This window comes from Gordonia amarae NBRC 15530 (assembly GCF_000241345.1).
Taxonomy (GTDB): domain Bacteria; phylum Actinomycetota; class Actinomycetes; order Mycobacteriales; family Mycobacteriaceae; genus Gordonia; species Gordonia amarae.
The window spans coordinates 263,767-280,030 of the sequence record NZ_BAED01000020.1; the positions used below are offsets into that span (position 1 = coordinate 263,767).

The 16,264-nt window shown below is 67.7% G+C and carries 17 protein-coding genes and 1 pseudogene; 4 read left to right on the forward strand and 14 right to left on the reverse strand.

The window, feature by feature from the left end:
• From nuoK to GOAMR_RS06265, 11 genes and pseudogenes are all read right to left on the reverse strand, one after another.
• Complete coding sequence (nuoK, locus tag GOAMR_RS06210; protein ID WP_005184244.1) at window positions 1–300, reverse strand: NADH-quinone oxidoreductase subunit NuoK; 300 nt, start codon at window positions 298–300, stop codon at window positions 1–3.
• On the reverse strand, window positions 297–1,085 hold the full coding sequence (locus tag GOAMR_RS06215) for an NADH-quinone oxidoreductase subunit J (protein WP_050942604.1): 789 nt from the start codon (window positions 1,083–1,085) through the stop codon (window positions 297–299). The genes nuoK and GOAMR_RS06215 overlap by 4 nt, the downstream gene beginning before the upstream one ends.
• Window positions 1,082–1,603 carry an NADH-quinone oxidoreductase subunit NuoI gene (gene nuoI / locus GOAMR_RS06220; protein ID WP_005184251.1) on the reverse strand — a complete coding sequence of 174 codons (522 nt, stop codon included), beginning with the start codon at window positions 1,601–1,603 and terminating at the stop codon, window positions 1,082–1,084. Before nuoI ends, GOAMR_RS06215 begins: the two co-directional genes overlap by 4 nt.
• A 2-nt stretch (window positions 1,604–1,605) precedes the next feature.
• Window positions 1,606–2,883: an NADH-quinone oxidoreductase subunit NuoH gene (nuoH, locus tag GOAMR_RS06225; protein ID WP_005184254.1), complete on the reverse strand. Its 1,278-nt coding sequence runs from the start codon at window positions 2,881–2,883 to the stop codon at window positions 1,606–1,608.
• The gene (locus GOAMR_RS06230; protein WP_005184257.1) at window positions 2,880–5,294 is read right to left on the reverse strand and encodes an NADH-quinone oxidoreductase subunit G; all 2,415 of its coding nucleotides are present in this window, start codon (window positions 5,292–5,294) and stop codon (window positions 2,880–2,882) included. The genes nuoH and GOAMR_RS06230 overlap by 4 nt, the downstream gene beginning before the upstream one ends.
• Window positions 5,291–7,302, reverse strand: a pseudogene (gene nuoF / locus GOAMR_RS06235) (NADH-quinone oxidoreductase subunit NuoF). Before nuoF ends, GOAMR_RS06230 begins: the two are co-directional and overlap by 4 nt.
• A complete protein-coding gene (gene nuoD / locus GOAMR_RS06245; RefSeq protein ID WP_005184267.1) occupies window positions 7,299–8,633 on the reverse strand; it encodes an NADH dehydrogenase (quinone) subunit D in 1,335 nt (444 codons plus the stop codon). Before nuoD ends, nuoF begins: the two are co-directional and overlap by 4 nt.
• Window positions 8,630–9,304 (reverse strand): NADH-quinone oxidoreductase subunit C, encoded by a 675-nt coding sequence (locus tag GOAMR_RS06250; RefSeq protein WP_005184269.1) that lies wholly within the window; start codon window positions 9,302–9,304, stop codon window positions 8,630–8,632. Before GOAMR_RS06250 ends, nuoD begins: the two co-directional genes overlap by 4 nt.
• Window positions 9,301–9,855: a NuoB/complex I 20 kDa subunit family protein gene (locus GOAMR_RS06255; protein ID WP_005184272.1), complete on the reverse strand. Its 555-nt coding sequence runs from the start codon at window positions 9,853–9,855 to the stop codon at window positions 9,301–9,303. The genes GOAMR_RS06250 and GOAMR_RS06255 overlap by 4 nt, the downstream gene beginning before the upstream one ends.
• A gap of 5 nt (window positions 9,856–9,860) precedes the next feature.
• Entirely contained in the window at window positions 9,861–10,217 is a 357-nt protein-coding gene (locus GOAMR_RS06260; RefSeq protein ID WP_005184275.1) for an NADH-quinone oxidoreductase subunit A, read from the reverse strand.
• Between the two features lie 336 nt (window positions 10,218–10,553).
• Entirely contained in the window at window positions 10,554–10,958 is a 405-nt protein-coding gene (locus tag GOAMR_RS06265; protein WP_244427284.1) for a hypothetical protein, read from the reverse strand.
• Window positions 10,959–11,158: 200 nt separating this feature from the next.
• Between GOAMR_RS06265 and GOAMR_RS06270 the strand changes: the two genes are divergently transcribed.
• From GOAMR_RS06270 to GOAMR_RS06280, 3 genes are all read left to right on the forward strand, one after another.
• The gene (locus tag GOAMR_RS06270) at window positions 11,159–11,608 is read left to right on the forward strand and encodes a hypothetical protein (protein WP_005184281.1); all 450 of its coding nucleotides are present in this window, start codon (window positions 11,159–11,161) and stop codon (window positions 11,606–11,608) included.
• 22 nt (window positions 11,609–11,630) lie between these two features.
• Window positions 11,631–12,119, forward strand: a complete 489-nt coding sequence (locus GOAMR_RS06275) for a hypothetical protein (RefSeq protein ID WP_005184284.1) — start codon at window positions 11,631–11,633, stop codon at window positions 12,117–12,119.
• 127 nt (window positions 12,120–12,246) lie between these two features.
• Window positions 12,247–13,023: a DUF2127 domain-containing protein gene (locus GOAMR_RS06280; RefSeq protein ID WP_040514491.1), complete on the forward strand. Its 777-nt coding sequence runs from the start codon at window positions 12,247–12,249 to the stop codon at window positions 13,021–13,023.
• Here the strand turns inward: GOAMR_RS06280 and GOAMR_RS06285 are convergent.
• Genes GOAMR_RS06285 through GOAMR_RS06295 form a run of 3 tightly spaced genes read right to left on the reverse strand, consistent with a single transcriptional unit; the run spans window position 13,020 to window position 15,096 of the window.
• A complete protein-coding gene (locus GOAMR_RS06285) occupies window positions 13,020–14,357 on the reverse strand; it encodes a UDP-N-acetylmuramoyl-tripeptide--D-alanyl-D-alanine ligase (RefSeq protein ID WP_005184289.1) in 1,338 nt (445 codons plus the stop codon). The two genes, GOAMR_RS06280 and GOAMR_RS06285, sit on opposite strands and share 4 nt — an antisense overlap.
• A 37-nt stretch (window positions 14,358–14,394) precedes the next feature.
• Window positions 14,395–14,796: a PIN domain-containing protein gene (locus tag GOAMR_RS06290; RefSeq protein ID WP_005184291.1), complete on the reverse strand. Its 402-nt coding sequence runs from the start codon at window positions 14,794–14,796 to the stop codon at window positions 14,395–14,397.
• 18 nt (window positions 14,797–14,814) lie between these two features.
• On the reverse strand, window positions 14,815–15,096 hold the full coding sequence (locus tag GOAMR_RS06295; RefSeq protein ID WP_005184294.1) for a type II toxin-antitoxin system Phd/YefM family antitoxin: 282 nt from the start codon (window positions 15,094–15,096) through the stop codon (window positions 14,815–14,817).
• Between the two features lie 82 nt (window positions 15,097–15,178).
• On the opposite strand from GOAMR_RS06295, the gene GOAMR_RS06300 reads away from it, so the two are divergent.
• The gene (locus GOAMR_RS06300) at window positions 15,179–16,264 is read left to right on the forward strand and encodes a D-alanine--D-alanine ligase family protein (protein ID WP_005184296.1); all 1,086 of its coding nucleotides are present in this window, start codon (window positions 15,179–15,181) and stop codon (window positions 16,262–16,264) included.

Below are 16,264 nucleotides of genomic sequence, written 5' to 3' on the forward strand. Positions count from 1 at the left end.
CTAGCGGGACAACAGATCCGCGTCGTCGACGGATGCCGACCGGCGCGACCGGAAGATCGTCATGATGATCGCCAGGCCGACGACGACTTCGGCGGCGGCCACCACCATCGTGAAGAACGCGATAACCTGACCGTTGGTGCTGTGCTGCATGCGGGCGAACGTCACGAACGCCAGATTGGCGGCGTTCAGCATCAGCTCCACACACATGAACACGACGATCGCATTGCGCCGCACCAGCACCCCGGCCGCGCCGATCGAGAACAGGATGACGCTCAGGTACAGGTAGTTCTCGGGATTCATGAGTGCACCTGCTCCGGTCGTGTGCCGGCGGTGTCGACCTTCTTGGTGATCACATGGCCGGGCACGGACAGCTTGGCGAGGGTGCCGTCGGGAAGTCTGGCCGGGGTGTCGGCGGCGTTGTGCCGCGCGTACACACCGGGATTGGGCAGGGGAGTGCTGTTGCCGCCGCGCCGGAACCGCTCGATCGACACCTCGCGCTGAGTGCGTTTGGGCCCGAACCGTTCCCGGTGCGCGAGTACCACCGCGCCGAGGGTGGCGGTGATCAGCAGCGCGCCCGTCAGCTCGAACGCCCACAGGTATTCGACGAAGATCAGCCGCGCGATCTCCTCCACCGACCCGACGCCCGACGCGGCGATCGGGACGGGTTCGGTGCCGGCCGTCGCCACCACGGTCGCGTTCGCAATACCCGCGCACAGCAGCGTGGCGAACCCCGCGGCGATGAGCACGGCAGCGGTTCGCTGCCCGCGCAACGTCTCTCGCAGCGAATCGGAGGAGTCGACACCGATCAGCATGAGCACGAACAGGAACAGCATCATCACCGCACCCGTGTACACCACCACCTGCACCACACCCAGGAACAACGCCCCCTGCGCCACATAGAACACGGCGAGCACGATCATGGTGGTGGCCAGGAAGATCGCCGAATACACGGCCTTGGTGGCGGCTACCACGCCGAGTGCACCGAGGACGGCGACGGTGCCGAGCACCCAGAACTGCACGGCCTCACCGGTCGACGTCCGTTCCGCGGCGAGGGCGAGCAACCCCGCGTGATCTGCCGGGGTCATGGCCGGACCCGGCCCTGGTAGTAGTCCTCGTCGGTGGCGCCGGGGACCATCGCGTGCGGCGGCGCCGTCATCTCCGGTTCCAGCGGGGCGAGCAGTTGATCCTTCTCGTAGATGAGGTCGGCGCGATTGTTGTCCGCCAGTTCGTATTCCGAGGTCATCGTGAGTGCCCGGGTGGGGCAGGCCTCGATGCACAGGCCGCAGCCGATGCAGCGCAGGTAGTTGATCTGATACACCCGGCCGTACCGTTCCCCCACCGAATAGCGTTCGGTCTCGGTGTTGTCGGCGCCCTCCACATAGATCGCATCGGCCGGACACGCCCAGGCGCACAGTTCGCAGCCGACGCACTTCTCCAGGCCGTCGGGATGCCGGTTGAGTTGGTGGCGGCCGTGATAGCGCGGCGCGGGCGGCCGTTTGACCTCCGGGTATTCTTCGGTGATGGATTCGGTGAAGATCCCGCCGAAGGTGACCCCGAAACCGGCCAGGGCTTTCAGTGGTGCGGGTCGTGTGGAGTCACTCATGGCTACAGACGCTCCTTCACAGGTTGGTCGGTTGCTTGTTGGCCGGGCAGCGGCGGCACCGGGAAGCCACCCGCCATCGGGTCGAACGTCGGCGGCGGTGGTGCGGGCGAGTCCGGGGTGGCGGCCCGCAGCGGGAGGGTGACCGCGTAACAGGTTGCGGTGGCCACGATCAGCCCGACGACGATCAGCACCGTCTCGCCCACCCAGGCATCGGAATCGGCGGTGGCCACCCGGATGACGCCGACGATCATCACCCACGCCAGCGAGATCGGGATGAGGACCTTCCAGCCCAGATTCATGAACTGGTCGTAGCGCAGCCGCGGCAGCGTGGTGCGCAGCCAGAAGAACACGAACAGGAACGCCCACACCTTGATCACGAACCACAGCACCGGCAGCCAGCCCGAATTGGTGAAGCCGAGCAGGCTCAGCGGCCACGGTGCCTGCCAGCCGCCCAGGAACAGGGTGGTGGCCAGCGCCGACACCGTCGCCATATTGATGTATTCGGCGAGCATGAACATCGCGAACTTGAGCGAGGAGTATTCGGTGTGGAAACCGCCCACCAGCTCACCCTCGGCCTCGGGCAGATCGAAAGGAGCGCGGTTGGTCTCACCGACCATCGAGATCGTGTAGATCAGGAACGACGGCAACAGCAGCAGGATGTACCAGCGATCGCCCTGGGCGGCCACGATGCCCGACGTCGACAGGCTGCTCGATTCGAGGAACACCGCCGCGAAGGCCAAACCCATCGCGATCTCGTACGAGATCACCTGCGCCGTCGACCGCAGTCCGCCCAGCAACGGATATGTCGACCCTGACGACCAGCCGGCCAGCACGATCCCGTACACCCCGATCGACGTCATCGCCAGGATGTACAGCACCCCGACGGGCAGGTCGGTGAGCTGCAGCGGGGTGTGATGCCCGAACACCGACACCGTCGGCCCGAACGGGATCACCGCGAACGCCGTGATCGCCGGGATCACCGCGATGATCGGGGCCAGCAGGTAGATCGGTTTGTCGACGGCGGTGGGGATCATGCCCTCTTTGAGCGCGAGTTTCACCCCGTCGGCGGCGCTCTGCAGCATGCCGCGCGGCCCCACCCGGTTGGGGCCGGTGCGGGACTGCATGCGGGCCATCACTTTTCGTTCCAGCAGAATCGCCACCAGCACGGTGAGCACGAGGAACGCGAACACCACCACCGCTTTGCCGAGAACCAGCCACCACGGGTCGTGCCCGAACTCGGACAGTTCCGGGAAGTCGGTGGCCACTGCGTGCGTGCTCATCTCAGGCTCCCGTCGCCGGACCCGGGTGTGGCGGAGGTATCGGGACTGATGGACACCACCTGCCCCACGCCCACCCGCAGCGTCCGGTACACCTGGGAGCCGGGTGAATTGAGCGGTAGCCACACCACCCTGTCGGGCAGGTCGTCGAGTTCGAGCGGCAGCGAGATGGCGCCGTACAGCGTCGACACCGTCACCCGTCCGGCGGGCAGGGCACCGATCTCGCCCGCGGTTTTCGCCGACAGCCGCGCCACCGGCCTGCGCGCGGTTCCGGCGAGATGTGGTTCGTTGTCCTGCAACCGTCCGGCGTCGAGAAGCATGCGCCACGACGCGAGGATCGCCTCGCCCGCCGCGGGGCGCCGCCGGGTGGGCGACAGGTCGGATTCGATCACCGGGCGCGGTCCCGACCACGGGGTGATGTCGGCGAGTTGGCGGCCGATCGCGGTGCCGCTGTCACAGTCGAGGTCGACGCCGAGACGCTGCGCGAGCGCGGTGAGCACCCGGTGATCGGGGAGCATCCCCGTCTCCCCGAGCGCGGCGGCGAAGCGGCGCGGCCGCCCCTCCCAGTCGACGAACGTTCCGGACTTCTCCGCGACCGCCGCCACCGGCAGCACCACGTCGGCGCGTTCGGTGACCGGGGATCGCCGCGTCTCCAGGCTCAGCACGAACGGCGTGTTCTCCAGCGCAGCCTCGACGGCGGCCGGATCGGGCAGGTCGTCGATGTCGACGCCGGCGACGATCAGTCCCGACAGGTACCCGTACCGGCCGGCGGCCAGGATGCCGCTGGTGGGCCTACCGTGGGTGGCAGGCAGATCGGATGCACCCCACAGCCTGGCGAAGCGTGCCCGGGCCCCGGCATCGCTGACCGGATTGCCGCCGGGCAGCAGGTTGGGCAGCACCCCGGCCTCGACGGCGCCGCGATCACCGGCCCGCCGCGGGATCCACGCCAGCGACGCCCCGGTACGTCCGGCGAGAGCGGCCGCGGCGAACAGTCCGCCCGGTGTCGCGGCGAGGCGTTCGCCGACGATGATGATCGAACCCGATTGGGCGACAAGCCGGTCCACGGTGTTCAGGGCGGATGCCTCGCCACCGGGCCGGGTCTGGACCAGCGACGCCTTCAGCTTGCGGTTACCGGCGGAGACGAACGGGGCGACGGTGTGCACCCGCAACCCGGCGGTGCGCACGGCCCGCCGCAGCCGCAGATAGACGATCGGCGATTCCTCCTCCGGCTCGAAGCCGACCAGCAGCACCGACGGTGCCGCGGACAGGTCGTCGTAGGTGACCTCGAAGGCCCGCCCGGCGACGTGGGCCGCCAGGAATCCCGTCTCCTCGTCGGAGTGTTCGCGTACCCGGAAGTCGATGTCGTTGGTGTGCAGCACTGTTCGCGCGAACCGGGAGTAGGCGTAGGCGTCCTCCACGGTGAGTCTGCCGCCGGTCAGCACCCCCACACCGTCGCGGATCGCGCCGGACAGCCCGGTCGCGGCCGCCGCCAGCGCCTGCCCCCACGATGTTTCGTGCAGCTCACCGTCGGTGCCACGCACCAGCGGCTGACGCAGCCGGTCGGTGGCGGTGGTGTAGGTGAACGCCCACCGGCCCTTGTCGCAGTTCCATTCCTCGTTGACCTCGGGATCGTCCCCGGCCAGGCGACGCAACACCTTTCCGCGCCGGTGGTCGGTGCGCTGGGCGCAGCCGGACGCGCAGTGTTCGCACGCGCTCGGCGTCGACACCAGATCGAAGGGGCGGGCCCGGAACCGGTAGGCCTTGCCGGTCAACGCGCCCACCGGGCAGATCTGCACGGTGTTGCCGGAGAAGTACGACTCGAACGGCTGCTCGGCGTACGCGCTGACCTGTTGCAGCGCACCACGATCGGCCAGGTCGATCAGCGGGTCACCGGCGATCTCGTCGGAGAATCGGGTGCATCGGGCACACAGCACGCAGCGTTCGCGGTCGAGCAGGATCTCCGACGACAACGCGACGGGCTTTTCGAAGATGCGTTTGGTGTCGATGAACCGGGACTGCGCCCGGCCCGACGACATCGCCTGATTCTGCAGTGGACATTCGCCGCCCTTGTCGCACACCGGGCAGTCGAGCGGGTGATTGATGAGCAGCAGCTCCATCACCCCGCGCTGCGCCGACGCCGCCACCTCCGAACTGTGCTGGGTGTGCACCACCATGTCGTCGGCGACCGGGGTGGTGCACGAGGCGACCGGTTTACGCTGGCCCTCGACGTCGACGAGGCACTGCCGGCAGGCGCCGACGGGTGCGAGCAGCGGGTGGTCGCAGAAGCGGGGGATCTGGATTCCGGCCTGTTCGGCGGCGCGGATGATCAACGTGCCCTTGGGGACTTCGATCTCGGTGCCGTCGATGGTGAGGTGCGTGGTAGAGGTGGCCTTGCGGTCGTCGAGAGCGGTCATCGCACACCTGCCTGCCTCGGGAAAACTGTGGACTTGGAGTGATCGAAAGGGCACCCACCGCCGGTGATGTGCTGTTCGTACTCGTCGCGGAAGTACTTGAGCGAGGAGGTGATCGGCGACCCCGCGCCGTCACCCAGCGCGCAGAACGACTTTCCGACGACGCTGTCGGTGATGTCGGCGAGCATGTCGATGTCGGTCATCGTGGCGTCACCGGCCTCGATGCGGCGCAGCACCTGCACCAGCCAGTAGGTGCCCTCCCGGCAGGGGGTGCATTTGCCGCACGATTCGTGGGCGTAGAACTCGGTCCACCGGCTCACGCACCGCACCACGCAGGTGGTGTCGTCGAAGATCTGTAATGCCTTGGTGCCCAGCATCGATCCGGCCGCCCCCACGCCCTCGTAGTCGAGCGGGACATCGAGGTGGTCGGGGGTGAGCAGCGGCGTCGACGACCCGCCCGGCGTCCAGAACTTGAGCTGATGGCCCGCGCGCACCCCGCCCGCGCGATCGAGCAACTCGCGCAAGGTGATTCCCAGCGGGGCCTCGTACTGGCCGGGCCGGGTGACGTGCCCCGACAGCGAGTACAGCGTGAAGCCGGGCGACTTCTCGGTGCCCATCGTGCGGAACCAGTCGACGCCGTTGCGCAGGATCGGGCCGACGCTGGCGATGGATTCGACATTGTTGACCACCGTCGGGCTCGCGTACAGACCGGCGACGGCGGGGAACGGGGGCCGCAGCCGGGGCTGGCCGCGCCTGCCCTCCAGCGAGTTCAGCAGCGCCGTCTCCTCACCGCAGATGTAGGCACCGGCACCGGCGTGCACCACGAGCTCGACGTCGACACCGGAACCGAGGATGTCACGGCCCAGCAGACCCGCCTCGTACGCCTCGGCGACGGCGGTGCGCAGCCTGCGGATCACCGACGCCACCTCACCGCGCACGTAGATGAAGGCGTTGGCGGCACGGATCGCGTAGCAGGCGATGATGATGCCCTCGATCAGCGCGTGCGGCGAGGCCAGCATCAGCGGCATGTCCTTGCAGGTGCCGGGTTCGGACTCGTCGGCGTTGACCACCAGATAGTGCGGCGGGGCGTCGGGGTCGTCGGATTGGGGTATGAACGACCACTTCATGCCGACCGGGAAACCGGCGCCGCCGCGCCCGCGTAGTCCCGATGCCTTCACCAGTTCGATGACCTCGTCGGGTGACATCGCGAACGCCGCCCGGGCACCGTCGTAGCCGCCGTGTGAGCGGTAGTTGCGCAGCGTCCAGGATTCCGGCTCGTCCCAATGTGCGCTCAGCACACGGGTATCGGGAGGCTCGGCGATCGTGGTCACTGCCCCGGCTCCTCTGGTACCCCGGCGAGCAGTCGTTCGGTCTGGCGGAACGAACACAGGCCGCCGGTGCCGCGGGACGGCTGAACTTTCAGGCCCGCGCGCAGGTCCTCGATCAGTTCGATGGTGGACTCCGGGTCCTGGGCGTCGAAGAACTCCCAGTTCACCATCACCACCGGCGCATGATCGCACGCCGCATTGCATTCGACGTGTTCCAGTGTGATGCGGCCGTCGGGAGTGGTGTCGCCGCACCTGATCCCGAGGTGATCTTTGACGGCGGCGAGGATCTCGTCACCACCGAGCACCGCGCACAGCGTGTTGGTGCACACGCCCACCAGGTATTCGCCGGTCGGGGTGCGCCGGAACATCGTGTAGAACGTCGCCACCGCGGCCACCTGTGCGGCTGTCAGATCCAGTTGGGCCGCGCAGAATTCGATGCCCGCATTGGTGATGCACGTGTCCACCGACTGTGTCAGATGCAGCAGGGGCAGCAGCGCCGACCGGGACTGCGGGTAGCGGGCGATGATCGCAGCGGCCTCCTGCGTGAGGCGCTGCAGGACGTCGTCGGGGTAGTGGTCGGGACCGCCGAAGGTTATCGGCGGAACTCCTACCGGAAGTTCTTGTGCTGCGGGTTCTTTCGGTCCAGTACTGATCTGGCTGCCGAGGAATACCTGGTCGGTCATCGATCCACCCCTCCCATCACCGGGTCGATACTGGCGACGGCGGTGATCACGTCGGCGACCGTGCCGCCCTCGCACATCGCCGCCACCGCCTGCAGATTGGTGAACGACGGATCGCGGAAATGCACCCGATACGGGCGGGTGCCGCCGTCGGAGACCATGTGCACACCGAGTTGCCCACGCGGGGACTCGATCTCGACGAAACACTGCCCGGCGGGCACCCGGAAACCCTCGGTGACCAGCTTGAAATGGTGGATCAGCGATTCCATCGACGACCCCATGATCTCGCCGATATGCTCAGGCGAATTGCCCAGGCCGTCGGGGCCGAGGGACAGGTCGGCGGGCCAGGCGATCTTGCGGTCGTCCACCATCACCGGTCCGGGCTCGAGCCGGTCCAGGCACTGGCGCACGATCTTGAGGGACTCGCTCATCTCCTTCACCCGGATCAGGTAACGGGCGTAGGAGTCGCAGGTGGTGGCGGTGATGACATCGAACTCGTAGTTCTCGTAACCGCAGTACGGCTGCGACTTGCGCAGATCGTGCGGCAGGCCCGTCGAGCGCAGCACCGGCCCGGTGATGCCCAGGGCCATACAACCGGTGAGGTCGAGGTACCCGACGTCGCGGGTACGGGCCTTCCAGATCGGGTTGTGGGTGAGCAGGTCGCTGAGCTTGGCCAGGCGCGCCGGCAGCGCGTCGACGACGGCCGACACCTTCTCGATGCCGTCGTCGGGCATGTCGGCCGCCAGCCCGCCGGGGCGGATGAACGCGTGATTCATCCGCAGTCCCGTGATGTGCTCGAACAGGTCCAGGATCATCTCGCGTTCCCGGAAACCCTCGAACATCGGGGTGACCGCACCCAATTCCATTCCGCCCGTGGCCAATGCCACCAGATGCGAGGAGATCCGGTTCAGCTCCATCAGCATCACCCGGATCACCGTGGCCCGCTCCGGAATGTCGTCGGTGATGCCGAGCAGCTTCTCCACACCCAGGCAGTACGCGGTCTCGTTGAAGAACGGCGACAGATAGTCCATCCGGGTCACGAAGGTGACGCCCTGCGTCCAGTTGCGGTACTCGAGATTCTTCTCGATCCCGGTGTGCAGGTAGCCGATTCCGCAGCGGGCCTCGATGACCGTCTCGCCCTCGATCTCCAGGATCAGCCGCAGCACCCCGTGCGTCGACGGATGCTGGGGACCCATGTTCACCACGACGCGTTCGTCGCCCGGCTGGGCGGCGGCGCGCTCGCGTACCGAGTTGACAAGGTCGTCCCAGTCCTGACCCGAGATGGTGAACACCCGTTCGGGCCGGGCGTCGTTTCCGGAGTCCAGTGTAGTCACTTGTACGACCTCCTGCGGTCCGGGGGCGCGATGCGAGCGCCCTTGTACTCCACCGGGACACCGCCGAGCGGATAGTCCTTGCGCTGCGGATGACCGTGCCAGTCGTCGGGCATCTCGATGCGGGTCAGCGCCCGGTGGCCGTCGAAGATGATGCCGAAGAAGTCGTAGGTCTCCCGTTCGTGCCAGTCATTGGTGGGATACACCTCGCACAGGCTGGGGATGTGCGGATCATGGTCGGGGACAGACACTTCCAGCCGGATCCGGCGTCCGTGCGTGATCGACGACAGCGGATAGGAGGCGTGCAGTTCGCGTTCGGCGTCGTCGGGGTAATGCACGCCGTTCACGCCCAGGCACAGCTCGAACCGCAGCCGTGGATCGTCGCGCAACGTCTGCGCCACCACGAGCAGGCACCGGCGCCGGACGTGCAGGGTCATCTCGTCGCGGTAGATCACCACCTTCTCGACGGCGTCGTGGTAGGCGACCCCGCGCTGAGTGAGCGCGTCGTCGAGGGTGTCGGCGATCTCGTCGAAGTACCCGCCGTACGGGCGCGGCGAGGCACCGGCCAACGTGACCGGCGTGACCAGTCCGCCGTAGCCCGACGTGTCGCCGGAACCCTTGGCGCCGAACAACCCTCGCCGGACACCGATCACCTCACGCTCATCCCCGGTCATCGGAGCAGCCCGGTGAACTCGATGGTCGGCTTCGCCTGCAGCGCGGCCTTCTCGGCGGCCCAGATCGCGCGCTCGCGGTCGACGCCGAGCGGCATCTCCTGGATCTGCTGATGCAGGGTGAGGATCGCGTTGAGCAGCATCTCCGGCCGGGGCGGGCAGCCGGGCAGATAGATGTCGACGGGAACCACGTGGTCGACGCCCTGAATGATGGCGTAGTTGTTGAACATTCCGCCCGACGACGCGCAGACACCCATCGCCAGAACCCATTTCGGTTCGGCCATCTGGTCGTAGATCTGCCGCAGCACCGGCGCCATCTTCTGGCTCACCCGGCCGGCCACGATCATCAGATCGGCCTGCCGGGGTGATGCCCGGAACGCCTCCATCCCGAAGCGGGCGAGGTCGTAGCGGCCCGAGGTGGTGGCCATCATCTCGATCGCGCAGCACGCGAGCCCGAAGGTGGCGGGCCACAGCGAACCCTTGCGCATGAACCCGGCCAGCCCTTCGACGGTGCTCAGCAGCACGCCGCTCGGTAGTTTTTCTTCCAGTCCCATCGTCGTCACTCCCAGCTCAGGCCGCCGCGGCGCCACTCATAGGCATACGCGATGGACACGTTGACGATGAACAATCCGACGGCGAGCAGGCCGAACCAGGCGAGCTGATCGGCGGCCACCGCCCACGGATAGAGAAAGACGATCTCGATGTCGAAGATGATGAACAGCATCGCGGTGAGGTAGAACTTCACCGGTATCCGCTGGCCGCTGCGGCTGATCGACGGTTCGATGCCACACTCGTAGGGCTCCAGTTTTGCACGGTTGTACCGGCGCGGACCGATGAACACCGCGATGCCCACGGACACCACGGCGAACAGCGCGGCGATGGCCGCGAGCACCAGAATCGGCACATAAGCGTTCATGAAACGCGCCTCCAGATCTGCGACCGCGTCGCACGGAGATGGCGTGACTCCATCGTAGCCCCGGGGCTGTGAGCTACACCACAACCCTACAAGGGTCTGGGCGCGTGGCGGGGGATGTTTGCTGTTTCCGGGAGTTTCGTCTCTCGGGTGGCGGCATCCGGTCTGGTGGTGTAACGAGGGGGCGCTGTACCCCCGGCACAACCGGGCGTCCTGGTACGTGTGTACTGGGCGAATCTGACGAGACTCTGGACGGGAGCGCGGACGGTCAGGGTGTGCGCGGGCTCGCGCACACTAGTCGTTGGGGGCTCTGTCACCGGCTCGGTCACCGGCTCGGGTTCATGACCCGGCGGTGATTCCCGCCGTGCGCAGCATCTGCGCGAAACTCGTGGACAGGGCCAGCGGATCGACCGGCAGCACGGCCGTGGCCTCGGTGCGTGACCAGTCGGCCAGCCAGCGGTCGTCGGCACGTCCGAGCAGCACCAGGGTGGGCGGCGCCGGATCGTATTCGTCCTTCATCTGCTTGGCGATGCCCAGGCCGCCGGCCGGGGAGGCCTCGCCGTCGAGGATCGCCGCGTCCACCGAGCCGGAGTCGAGCTGGGCGAACACCATCGGCTCGGTGGCCACCTCGTAGTACGACAGCTCGGGGCCGTCGGCGTCGAGCCGGGGTCCCAGCGCGCCGATCACCTGTGCGCGGGTATCGGAATCGCTCGAATAGACCAGCACGCGAAGAGCATTCGTCACCGGCCCGATGCTACGCCCCGGTGCGGGCCGGTGCCGGGTGTTTAGGTTCCCGCGCCCGTCGCGTCACGGAAGGTCGTTACCGACGGTAACGAATCGGGCTATTCTCACGAACAAGTCGTCGACAGTGCTCTCAATCACAACCGGCGCACATCGCCAGGAGAGGATCCGCCGTGGCATTGACCGACAGATCGAGGCGACCTGTGGCGAGGCGACGTGCCGCGTGCGCCGGTGCGGCCGCGCTGCTGACCGCCGGCGCGCTGTCGGCCACGGGCGCGGCGGTGGCCACCGCCGTTCCGGTGGTCCAGGTCCCGCCGCTGGCCTTTGTGGTGGTCGATCTGTCGCCGGGGATCCACGCCGCAACCGTCACCGCATCGGCCGCCGAGAAGCCCGGCCGGATCGCCTTCTCCACCACGGAGGCGGGCCTCATGGTCTGCCAGATGAGCGCGGTGAGCAACGCGAAGGTGCGTATCGGCTGGCTCGGTCCCAGGGGGTCGGGCGTGGCCGAGGTCGCGATCTGCGCCGAAGCAGGCAAACCCACGGTTGTCGAGGCCGACACCGGCAGTGGCCCGGTCGTGATGACGACGAGCATGACCGGTATCGGTGAGGGCAACTTCACCACACCCGGCATCGGCACATTCCTTGCCCCGTGACCTGTTACAAGGAGGTCTTGCCATGACACCAATCGGGACGCGGACCGCCGCGCTGCTCCTTGCGGCCGCCGGTATCTGCGCGCTGAGCACCGGCCCAGGCGCCGCTGCAGCAGAATCCCCGGTGGCCGTGTTCCAGATCCCGGTGACCGCGACGACCGTCGGCGGTAGTTCCCCGGGGACATACGCCGCGCGGCTCGTGGTCACCCGCGTCAGACCCGGCGAGATCACGGTGGCCTCGGCCACCAGCCGCGATGTGTGCACCGGCTCATCGTCGGCGCGCAACGCCACGCTGTCGATGAACTGGTTCAACCCGATGGCGGGCAGGAGCGGGAGTTCGTTCGTGGCGCTGTGCCCCAACCCGACGATCCCGACCTTCGTTGCCGTGCCGACCTCCCGCGAGGTGACCACGGGCACCGGGCTGGTCTTCGCGGGACTGAGCGTCGGCGAGATCACCAGCCCGAACGCGGGCAGCCAGGTGTTTCCCGGTGCCGGAACGTTCTTCGTGAACTAGGGTGTACCGGGTGAACCAGGGCGTACCGGGTTCGCTGTGAACTCAGCCGCGGCGCATGAGGGGCCAGGTGGTGGCACGTTCGTCGCGCCGTGATGCGACGCGGACCGTCCGGACTAGCCTGGCGACCATGAGACTCGACTGGGAGCTGCTCGTCTGCGGCGTCAGAGGACATGAGACATATCGTCCCGACGAGACCTTCCTCGCCGAACGCCTTCAGGTGGACACCGCCGCGGGCACGAGCTGGCGGTGTCTGCGCTGCGGCAGTTTCGTTCCCGGCGAACCGGCGGGTGGCGGTCCCGCGGACCACGCGCCCGAGGTCCCGCGCGGTGCGGCGTTGCGCGACCTGGTGATCATGCGCCTGCTGGCGCTGGACAGGCTGGCCCACTTCGTCGTCCTGCTGGCGGCGGGCATCGTCGTCATCGGGCTGCGGCACAGCCAGGACGCCCTGCGGGATGGGTTCAAACGCGAGATGCCGCTGCTCGAACCCATCGCCCAGCAGCTCGGCTGGAACATCGACGACTCCCGGATCGTGCATCTGATCGAGAAATCGTTCACCCTGTCCTCGACCGCGATCGTCCTCATCGGCTGCGCGATCATCGTCTACGCCTCCCTGCAGGGCATCGAGGCCGTCGGGCTCTGGCTGATCAAGCGCTGGGGTGAGTACTTCTCGGTGATCGTCACCAGCGTGTTCATCCCGGTGGAGATCTACGAACTCACCGAGAAGATCTCCGTCTTCAAGATCCTCGTCCTGCTCATCAACCTCGCAGCCGTGGTGTGGCTGGTCTGGAGCAAACGGCTCTTCGGTGCTCGCGGCGGGGCCGCCGCCTATCACGCCGAACACAGCGCGGAGAGTCTGCTGACCGTCGAACGGGCCGCGTCCGCCGTCCCGGCTGAGAGTTCCTAGCCCAGCAGCCCCTGGGCGACGCGCTCGAGAGCGGCCACCCGGCTGCCCTTGACCAGCACCGCATCGCCGTCGGCAAGGTCGGTCAACGCCGCGACAGCCGCGTCGACGTCCTCGACGTGCCGGGCGCCGTCGCCGTAGGCGGGTGCGGCCACCGCGATCACCTCGACACCCAGATCGACGGCGGTGCGGGTGACGCCGGCGTGGGCGGCGTCGGAGTCGTCGCCGAGTTCGGCCATCGTGCCCAGCACCGCGATCCGGCGGCCCGCCCGCAGCGTGGCCAGGGAGTTCAGGGCCGCGGTCATCGACGTCGGGTTGGCGTTGTAGGCGTCGTTGATGACGATGACGCCGCCCGGCGTGGTCGACAGTTCCATCCGCAGCCCCGACAGCGCGGCGGTGCGCAGGCCGAGCGCGATCTGCTCGACCGGAACACCCACTCCGCAACCCGCGGCGGCCGCGGCGAGGGCGTTGGGCACCTGGTGTGCGCCGCGCGCGCCGAGCTGGACATCGGCCTCGCCCCACGGGGTGTGCAGCCGGAACGATGCCCGCAGCTGCGCGTCCAGCGACACGTTCGAGGCGTACACGTCGGCGGTCGGCGAAAGCCCGTAGGTCAGGACCGGCGCGGAGGTGCGGGACGCCATCGCCGCGACCACCGGCTCGTCGGCGTTGAGCACCGCGAGACCGTCGTCGGGCAGGGCCTCGATCAGCTCGCCCTTGGCCTGCGAGACGGCCTCCAGTGAACCGAACATCTCCAGGTGCACGGCCTCGACACGGGTGATCACCCCGACCGTCGGGCGGCCGATGCCGCACAGCAACTCGATGTGCCCGACGCCGCGCGCACCCATCTCCAGCACCACGGCCTCGGTGCCGTCGGGGGCGTTGACCAGTGTCATCGGCAGTCCGAGCTCATTGTTGAACGACTTCTCGCTCGCCGCCGTCGGGTACGTCGTGGCAAGCACCCCGGCCAGTAGATCCTTGGTGGAGGTCTTGCCCACCGAACCGGTGACACCGACGACCCGGTCGGGCAGCCGGGTGCGGGCCGCACGGCCCAGGTCGGCCAGCGCGAGGGCGGTGTCGGCGACCCGGACGACGGTTGCGCCCGGCACATCGGTGGTCGCATCGCCAAATACATCTCGTGACGACAGACAGACGGTGGCCCCGGCCTCGACGGCCTTGCCGATGAAGGCGTGGCCGTCGCGTTCGGCCACGATCGGCACGAACAACTGCCCCGGTTCGACGATGCGGGAGTCGATGGCGACCCCGTCGATCACGGCGCCGGCGTCGCCGACCACCTCACCGTCGGTTGCCTGGGCGATCTGTGCTGCCGTGAAACGCATGCCGATCAATGTACTGGGCGGACGTTCGGCACCCGCGTCACGGACCGACGCGCATCCCGGCGAGGCGGGCCGCGCGTAGCAACTCGGAGTCGAAGGACACCATGACGTCCGCTCGGAGTCGGAGTGCCGCAGCCAGGTGCAAGGCGTCGAGCGTGCGGAGACGTCCGGGCACGAGTGGCGCACTGACGAAGTCGTCCTGTTCTATGGGCACGATATCGATCTCCGCCAGTGTCGAGTCGGCAAGACCGATATCGATCTCCGGTTGACGATTGGCCTGGCAGTGAACCTCGGTGCGGAGGAGTCTGGACGACAGGATGATGTCGTCGGCTCCGAACAGGTCGAGGTAGCTCCTGACCCGATCGCCGTCGGCGACTGTCTGTGCGTCGCGCCCGACGACCACCATCCGGAGGAATGCCGATGTGTCGATGTAGGCGATCACCGGATGAGACCCGCCGCGTCACTCATCGAACATCGCGTCGCGCTGGCCGCGCATCTCGTTGAGGACGTCCAGCGGATCGCGTTCGGCGATTGCGGGTTTGATGGATGAGAAGTTTCTCCTTTGGGTCCCTCGCTGCACCTTCCCGGCGGCGAGGAGTTGCTCGTAGGGGGTCAGGGCAGGGGGAGACAGAATCGCCACCACTTTGCCGTGGTTGGTGATTTCAAATGTCTCACCATTGCTGACCTCTTCGAGGATCTTCGACGAATTGTTGCGGAGTTCGCGGTGTGGGATCGTGCGCATGGTTGCCTCCTGAGGACGACTGACGCGTGTAGCAATCGTAGCAGTTGAATGCGTCTGTTTGGGGGACACTAGGCTGAGCGGCATGGCTTCGCCCCTCCTGCGTCTGGTCGTCCTGTTCGGCGGCGTCTCGGCAGAACATGACGTTTCCCGCGTGACCGCGGCCCATGTGCTGGCCGCCGCCGACCGCACCAAGTACGAGCTGGTGCCCGTGGGTATCGGCAAGGACGGCTCGTGGATACGCAATGACGACGCGATAGCCGCACTCGCCGGCGGTGCGCCGCTACCGAACGCGCTCGACGTCACCGGTACCGTCGTCGACCCGCTCGTCGTGCTGCAGGGCGAGGCGGCCGGCCCCACTGCGCCGGTGACCGTTGTCCTCCCGCTGCTGCACGGGCCGCACGGCGAGGACGGCACCGTGCAGGGTCTGCTCGAACTGTTCAAGCTGCCGTACGTCGGTTCGGGGGTGCTCGCGTCGGCGGTGTGCATGGACAAGGCGATGGCCAAGCGCGTCACCGAGCAGGCCGGTATCCCGCAGTGCCGGTGGATCGAATTCCGCGACGGTATCGACGACGCCCGCGAGATCGTCGGCAAGGCCATCGAGACTCTCGGCCTGCCGGTGTTCGTCAAGCCCGCCAACCTCGGGTCGTCCGTGGGAATCAGCAAGGCGCACAACGAGTCCGAACTCGACAAGGCGATCGACGTGGCGTTGCGCTACGACGGCACCATCGTCATCGAGGAGGGGGTGACCGCCCGCGAGATCGAGGTGGCCGTTCTCGGCAACACCGCCCCGGAGACGTCGGTGCCCGGCGAGATCCTGCCCGGCAGCGAGTTCTACGACTACGAGGACAAATACGTCACCGGCGCCGCCAAGCTGGCAATCCCCGCCGACCTGCCCGCCGACGAGATCGCGAAGGTCCGTGAGCTGGCCGTCGACTCGTTCCTCGCGTTGCGCTGCGCCGGGCTGGCCCGCGTCGACTTCTTCTACGAGGAGAACGGCCGCGGCTGGCTGCTCAACGAGATCAACACGATTCCCGGTTTCACCCCCGGCTCGATGTACCCGAAACTGTGGGACGCGGCGGGCCTGGGCTACGCCGACCTCATCGACCGCCTCGTCGTCCTGGCGATCGAGAACCATCGCCGCCGGGTGGGGTTCTCCACCGAACACTGA